Raw genomic sequence first — 5,831 nt, forward strand, 5'->3', positions numbered from 1 at the left:
CGGGGCGCCGTAGGCATAAACGGTCGCGTTAAGTATTTGCCGCTTGCTTGGGCTTGGACGCCCAAAACAAGCTTCCGCAAAAATAGCGACTCCCCGACACACCTCTACGAGTGTGTCGCTTCAGTTATATCCGGGCATAGCGGTATGGTATTGATCAAAATAGAGACAAAAAGCAGGGTTATTGCAGAGGGGGGTTGAAAGGGGGGCTACGCGCCTCTACTGACCCTCATCGAGGACGATACGCTGTGAGCTGAGGACACGCTTGCTATCGGCAATGCGTTTATCGATGACGTTTTTCACTGCAATCAGCAGGCCGAGGCCAATAAATGCACCTGGAGGAAGAATGGCGAGCAGGAAGCCGCGGTAGTCCTCAATCAGTGTGATCTGCAGTGCACGTGCACCTTCGCCAAACATCAGGTGTGCCTGGGCAAACAGGGTGCCCTGGCCGACCGCCTCGCGTAGACCGCCGAGTAGGACCAGTACCAGAGTGAAACCGAGTCCCATGGTGAGACCGTCGACAAAGGCACGTGGCAGGTTGTTTTTGGAGGCAAACGCCTCGGCGCGACCGATGATGGCGCAGTTGGTGACGATCAGTGGAATGAAGATGCCGAGAATCTTGTAGAGGTCGTGGAAGTAGGCGTTCATCGATAGCTCTACGGTGGTGACGAATGAGGCGATGACCAGTACGAAGACGGGAATGCGTACCTCGGGACGGACCCAGTTGCGGATTGCCGAGACGGTCAGGTTGGAGGCGATCAGTACCAGTGTGGTGGCAATACCAAGCCCCAGTCCGTTGACGAAGGTGGAGGTGACCGCCAGCAGCGGACAGAGCCCTAGCAGCTGTACAAAGGCAGGGTTGTTCCCCCAGAAGCCGTCGTAACTGATCTTGCCGTAGCCGATATCAGCCATTGTCTGTTGTCTCCTGCTGCGGCAGTGCGAAGAGCGTGTCGCGGTGGTCTCTGAAATATAGCAGGCTCTGTTTGACCGCATTGACCACGGCCCGTGGGGTGATGGTGGCGCCGGTGAACTGGTCAAACGCACCACCATCCTTCTTTACGCCCCACTGTTTGATTGCGGGGTCGGAGAGAGAGCGACTATTAAAGCCAAGCACCCAGTCGGAGCGCTCGACCTCGATGCCGTCACCCAGTCCGGGTGTCTCACGATGGCTGAGAATGCGCACCCCGGCCAGGGTGCTGTCGTGGTTGATCGCCACCAGCAGCTTGATGGTGCCGTTGTAACCGTCGGGTGCGATCGGGGTGAGCACTACCGCGACGGCTTGAGCACCGCTGCGGGCGCGGTAGGCGGTGTGGGGTTCGTCATTACCGAGGAGCGGATCGATCACCGCTACGGTGTCGGTAAAGATGTCGTTGTCGTGGCTGCTGGGGGGGATCAGCGCGTGGATCGATTTCAGGAGCGCCTCACGCTCGTTAGCGGCGATACGCTCCTGGGTGCCGGCGTGGGTCAAGGCGACCAGTCCGGTGCCAACCACGGCAAACAGGGCCAGCAGTAGCATGGTGCCGATGATGTGACGGAACAGCATCTCAGCGTCCCCCCTGACCAAATACACGCGGACGGGTGTAGTAGTCGAGCGTGGGAGCGGCCATGTTCATCAATAACACGGCGAAGGCGATGCCGTCGGGGTAGCCACCCCAGGTACGGATGATGTAGGTGATCAGTCCGATACCGATACCAAACAGTAGACGGCCACGCAGCGTGGTGGCGGCACTGATCGGATCGGTGGCAATAAAGAAGGCACCGATGATTGCGGCACCGCTGAAGAGGTGGAACAGCGGCGAGGCGTAGCGGCTGGCATCCCCGAGCCAGAAGAGGGTGGCGATGAGGGCCAGTGCACCGAGCAGTCCGGCCGGGATGTGCCAGCTGATGATGCGTTTGTAGAGCAGCCAGAGACCGCCGAGCAGGTAGGCGGCTGCCAGCCACTCCCACCCCTTGCCACCGAACTCACCAAACAGCGGTGATTGGCTGATGGCCGCGACACTCTGCTCCAGGCCGACACCGGTCTTGATCGCATCAAGTGGGGTGGCGGTGGTGAGTGCATCGAGGCCGAGTGTGGCGGGTAGTGTGCCGCCGAAGCTATAGCTCAGGGTCTCGACGAGTGAGAGACTTACCGTTGCCAGCTCTTGTGGTGCGGGCCAGCTGGTCATCTCGAGAGGGAATGAGATCAGCAGTACCACGTAGCCGACCATCGCTGGGTTGAAGGGATTAAAACCGAGACCACCGTAGAGCTGCTTGGCAAAGACGATGGCAAACAGGGCACCGACAGCAGCCAGCCACCAGGGGGCGAGGGCGGGTAGTGCCAGCCCGAGCAGTATTGCGGTGAGCAGGGCGCTGCAGTCAGAGAGTGCGGGTGCGAGTGGACGGTTACGCAGTAGTAGTATGGCGGCCTCAGCACCGAGGGCAAAGATGGATGCGACAGCAATATTGATCAGCACGCCCCAGCCGAAGAACCACCAGGCGGTCGCAATGGCAGGCAACAGTGCATAGATCACCTGACGCATTAGCGCGTTGAGTTCACCGGTCGAGGGTGTGTGTGGGGAGCTAGCGGTGGCGAACTTCATGATTGCCCCTCTCCTTTAGTATTCGGTTGTTGCTCCTGATCGCGCATGCGTTGACGACGGGCATCGGCCTCGTCGATGGCGCGCTGCTGCTCCGGGGTCAGGTTGTCGATGTTCTTTGGTTTGTTATCGCCGCCGTGTTGTTTGGCGCGTACCCGATCCAGTGCCGCCTGGATGGCCGCCTGCTTGCTATCCTTCTCATCCTTTTTGTCACTACCACTCTCTTTCGCCTTCAGCGCCTCACGCTTCTTGCGCAGCTTCGCTTCACGCTCCGCTTTATCGCGTGCCTGTCGCTCCTGGCGTGCCTCATGGCGCTGACGGGCGATGTCGGCCTTGCCGCGTTCACGCTCCTGCTCCCAGATCTCATTCTTGGCGTAGCGGTAGAAGTGGACCAGCGGAAGATGGCTGGGGCAGACGTGTGAGCAACAGCCACACTCGATGCAGTCGAACAGGTTGTAGTCCTGCACCTTCTCAAAATCGTTGGCCTGTGCGTACCAGAAGAGCTGCTGCGGAAGCAGCTGTGCAGGGCAGACATCGGCGCATGCGCCACAGCGGATGCAGGGCCGTACCGACTGTTCAGTGGCCGGAATACGGGTGAGCAGAAAACAGTTGGCGGTTTTGATTACCGGTACTTCGTCGCTGTGGATGGCAATGCCCATCATCGGCCCCCCCATCACCAGCCGTTCTGCCTGTTCGGTGTAACCGCCGCACGCCTCAATCAGTGATTCAATGGGTGCTCCGAGCGGTACGATCAGATTCTGTGGTTGAGCAACACCTTCGCCAGTCACGGTGACGATGCGAGAGATCAGAGGTTGGTCCTGGATGACGGCGTCAAAGACGCTCGCGGCAGTGGCGACGTTATGGCAGACGATGCCGAGGTCGATCGGCAGACCGTTCTGCGGTACCTCCCTGCCGGTGATCACCTTGATCAGCTGCTTCTCGCCACCGGTTGGGTAGCGGATTGGGATCATTACCAGCTCGACATTGCTGCAACCGCAGCCGTGCAAGGCGGCTCGAAGAGCGGCGTAGGCGTCGGGTTTATTCTCTTCAATGGCGATAATGACCGTATCGGCGTGCAGCGCGTGGGCCATGATCTGGGCGCCCTCAAGTACCGCTTCGGGGCGGCTGCGCATCAGCATGTCGTCGCAGCTGATATAGGGTTCGCACTCAGCTCCGTTGATGATCAGGCTGTCGATCGAGGTGCGTGCGCCGGGGTTGAGTTTGATAAAGGAGGGGAAGCCGGCGCCACCCAGTCCGACGATACCGGCCTGATGAATCTTCTCGCGCAGTTCGGTGGGATTGAGACTTTTATGGTCGCTGACAGGGTTGCGATCCTCGATCCAGCGATCCTCGCCATCGGTTTCGATGGTGATAGCCGCTGCGCTCATTCCCGATGGGTGAGGGACTGCCGCCATGCCGATGGCAGTAACAGTTCCCGAGCTGGGTGCATGTAGCGGCGCGCTGACGTAGGCACCCGCGTCGGCGATCTTCTGCCCCTTGAGTACCTTGTCGCCCACCTTGACCAGTGGTGTGGTTGGTTCACCGATATGCTGCTGCAGCGGGATGGTCAGCTGCCTGGGCAGCGGCAGCGTGGCAAGTGGACGTGCGGTCGAGATCTCCTTCTCATCAGGCAGGTGGAGACCTCCGTGGTATGTCCAAAGCTTGCGGCTCATGAATCCACCTCGTGCTCGGGCAGCGGCCACTTCCAGTCGCCGATCTCACGCTCGAGTGGTTCCATGTCGATGCACTCGACTGGACAGGGGGGGATGCAGAGTTCGCAGCCGGTGCACTCGCTCTCGATCACGGTGGTCATCTGTTTGGCAGCGCCGAGGATGGCATCGACCGGACAGGCCTGGATGCAGAGGGTACAACCGATGCAGATATTCTCATCGATGACGGCGACCATCTTCCCTTTGTGCTCGCCGTGCTCCTCGTTGAGTGGCAGCGGATCGCGGCCGAGCAGGTCGGCGAGGGCAACAATGACCGATTCACCGCCGGGGGGGCACTGGTTGATCGGCGCCTCGCCGTTGGCAATCGCCTCGGCGTAGGGACGACAGCCGGGAAAACCGCACTGGCCACACTGGGTCTGTGGCAGGATCGCATCGACCTGATCGACCACGGGGTCGCTCTCGACCTTGAAACGGATTGCGGAGTAGCCGAGCAGCAGTCCGAACAGGGCGGCCAGAGTGCCGAGCGCAAGAATCGCCGTCAGCATCGTTACCCCTTAACCAGTCCGGAGAAGCCCATAAAGGCAAGTGACATCAGGCCGGCTGTAATCAGTGCGATGGCGGCACCCTGGAAGGGGGCCGGGACGTCGGCAACGGCCACACGCTCACGGATCGCAGCAAACAGTACCAGCACCATTGAGAAGCCGATGGCGGCGCCAAAGCCGTAAACCGCCGACTGCAGGAAACTGTGCTGCTCCTGAATGTTGAGCAGCGCCACGCCGAGTACGGCGCAGTTGGTAGTAATCAGTGGCAGGAAGATGCCGAGTACCTGATAGAGCAGCGGGCTGGTCTTGCGTACCACCATCTCGGTGAACTGCACCACCACTGCAATCACCAATATAAAGGTGATGGTGCGCAGATACTCAAGCCCGAGCGGTGCGAGCAGAAATTCGTTGGCCAGATAGGAGCAGATCGAGGAGAGGGTTAATACAAAGGTGGTAGCCAGCCCCATACCGGTGGCGGTTTCCAGCTTGCGTGAGACACCCATGAAGGGGCAGAGCCCCAGAAACTTCACCAGCACGAAGTTGTTGACCAGGATGGTGCTGACAAGAATGAGCGCGTATTCGGTCATGGAGGGTCTGTGTTTGGAACGGTTTCCCAGTATGGATGGTGGGGCGCAACCGCTCAAGCAATCACGCCTCAATCGGATGGAGATTCTACAGAAATTCAGGGCTTCAGTTAACACCAAAGAGGTATCTGGTGTACGGCAAATAATTCGTTTGATTTGGTTCTTCGTGAATGCCGTTGTGTCGCTTCAAATTCTGCCAGCTGTGACGCTTCCTGCAAATAAGGGTGCTGACACTGTGCTGCCAAACGACAGTCTAGTTATGACACTAAGTTGGTCGATGAATGGTGACAGTCAGATATCGATGTTGGGAGGCTATTAACCCGAACTCTCGCCCTACACAGTCGATTCGGCTCGATCCCTCCCTCGCTGACCGCCATGGAGAGCGAAGTGAGGGCGGTTAGTCCTCGATAGTCGACGCCGTCTGCATATTCGTAGTTGAGAGCGCGAGCGAACGACGAAGAA

At 59.3% G+C, this 5,831-nt stretch carries 6 protein-coding genes; all 6 read right to left on the reverse strand.

Translation table 11 applies throughout. From position 1 onward, the window contains the following. Positions 1-216: 216 nt before the first annotated feature. Genes BOW52_RS15935 through rsxA form a run of 6 tightly spaced genes read right to left on the reverse strand, consistent with a single transcriptional unit; the run spans position 217 to position 5,372 of the window. Positions 217-909, reverse strand: a complete 693-nt coding sequence (locus BOW52_RS15935; RefSeq protein WP_078485070.1) for an electron transport complex subunit E — start codon at positions 907-909, stop codon at positions 217-219. Then, a complete protein-coding gene (gene rsxG, locus BOW52_RS15940) occupies positions 902-1,540 on the reverse strand; it encodes an electron transport complex subunit RsxG (protein WP_078485071.1) in 639 nt (212 codons plus the stop codon). The genes BOW52_RS15935 and rsxG overlap by 8 nt, the downstream gene beginning before the upstream one ends. A 1-nt stretch (position 1,541) precedes the next feature. Next, complete coding sequence (gene rsxD / locus BOW52_RS15945; protein ID WP_078485072.1) at positions 1,542-2,576, reverse strand: electron transport complex subunit RsxD; 1,035 nt, start codon at positions 2,574-2,576, stop codon at positions 1,542-1,544. After that, complete coding sequence (gene rsxC / locus BOW52_RS15950) at positions 2,573-4,246, reverse strand: electron transport complex subunit RsxC (protein ID WP_078485073.1); 1,674 nt, start codon at positions 4,244-4,246, stop codon at positions 2,573-2,575. Before rsxC ends, rsxD begins: the two co-directional genes overlap by 4 nt. Beyond that, on the reverse strand, positions 4,243-4,788 hold the full coding sequence (rsxB, locus tag BOW52_RS15955; RefSeq protein ID WP_078485074.1) for an electron transport complex subunit RsxB: 546 nt from the start codon (positions 4,786-4,788) through the stop codon (positions 4,243-4,245). The genes rsxC and rsxB overlap by 4 nt, the downstream gene beginning before the upstream one ends. A 2-nt stretch (positions 4,789-4,790) precedes the next feature. Then, complete coding sequence (rsxA, locus tag BOW52_RS15960; RefSeq protein ID WP_078485075.1) at positions 4,791-5,372, reverse strand: electron transport complex subunit RsxA; 582 nt, start codon at positions 5,370-5,372, stop codon at positions 4,791-4,793. Positions 5,373-5,831 lie beyond the last annotated feature (459 nt).

The sequence above is a fragment of the Solemya pervernicosa gill symbiont genome, from assembly GCF_002020875.1.
In the GTDB taxonomy this organism is placed as follows: domain Bacteria; phylum Pseudomonadota; class Gammaproteobacteria.

What these genes read in the sequence shown, in the direction of transcription:
- rsxC (WP_078485073.1), bottom strand. Translation starts at nt 4,246, where the DNA reads ATGAGCCGCAAGCTTTGGACATACCACGGAGGTCTCCACCTGCCTGAT.
- rsxG (WP_078485071.1), bottom strand. Translation starts at nt 1,540, where the DNA reads ATGCTGTTCCGTCACATCATCGGCACCATGCTACTGCTGGCCCTGTTT.
- rsxD (WP_078485072.1), bottom strand. Translation starts at nt 2,576, where the DNA reads ATGAAGTTCGCCACCGCTAGCTCCCCACACACACCCTCGACCGGTGAA.
- BOW52_RS15935 (WP_078485070.1), bottom strand. Translation starts at nt 909, where the DNA reads ATGGCTGATATCGGCTACGGCAAGATCAGTTACGACGGCTTCTGGGGG.
- rsxB (WP_078485074.1), bottom strand. Translation starts at nt 4,788, where the DNA reads ATGCTGACGGCGATTCTTGCGCTCGGCACTCTGGCCGCCCTGTTCGGA.
- rsxA (WP_078485075.1), bottom strand. Translation starts at nt 5,372, where the DNA reads ATGACCGAATACGCGCTCATTCTTGTCAGCACCATCCTGGTCAACAAC.